Source organism: Brachymonas moutaii (nom. illeg.) (assembly GCF_049977365.1).
Lineage (GTDB): Bacteria > Pseudomonadota > Gammaproteobacteria > Burkholderiales > Burkholderiaceae_C > Brachymonas.
On the sequence record NZ_JBNGEN010000029.1, the window covers coordinates 1 to 740 of the forward strand.

Sequence of the window (740 nt, forward strand, 5' to 3'; positions counted from 1 at the left end):
GAAGAAACTCACGACCAGAGGAGGGACGCCGAGGATGAGGGTGGTGAGGAGCATGCCGACACCGCCGGTGACGGTGGCGATATCGGTGAGGGAGGGGGAAGTCGAACCGGCTTCGAGGAGGGAGCCGAGCAGGGAATCGGAGCCCAGGGCGGAAGCGGCAGCGCCGGCGACAGCCGAAGACACATTCATGCCGATGAGCATGGCGGCCATCATGATGATGGCCTTGAGGGCGATCACCGTCACCACCGACAGCACCGCCATGCTGAACAGAGTGGTCACCGTGAACTTGACCCAGTTCACGAACAGGAAGCGGGTGCGCACGGAGATGTAGCACAGGATGAAGAGAGGCCCGAAGACGAAACTCAGATTCAGGGCCACCTCATTGAGCAGGGACAGCCCGCCGGCGAGCAGGGCAGGGACGGCCTGACCAGCGCCGGTGATGAAAGTGAGGGTATTGCTGAAATCAGCCCCGCCTGGGCTGACCGAACCCTGGTAGATCTGCAGGATGCTCTGCAGAGTCAGCATGTAGGTCAGTACCTTGCCGACCATTTTGTCAGGACTGGTGTATTCGTTGCCCGTGATGGCCTGAGCCACGATGTTCTGCATATCGCGGACCGTCTGCATCATGCTGTGGCCGGAGAGGGCGAAGCCCTGGGCGGAGGCGACCACGATGATGACCACAAAGGCACGGTTCAGAAAGCCCATGAAGCTCTCTCGGCTCTGGCCTGAGACCATGCGCC

The 740-nt window shown here is 61.5% G+C and carries 1 protein-coding gene; it reads right to left on the reverse strand.

The window, feature by feature from the left end; genetic code table 11:
* Positions 1-735, reverse strand: a 735-nt coding sequence (locus ACP2WS_RS11285) for a type IV secretion system protein (RefSeq protein WP_426460855.1), incomplete at its 3' end; no start/stop codon positions are given.
* Positions 736-740: the final 5 nt, after the last annotated feature.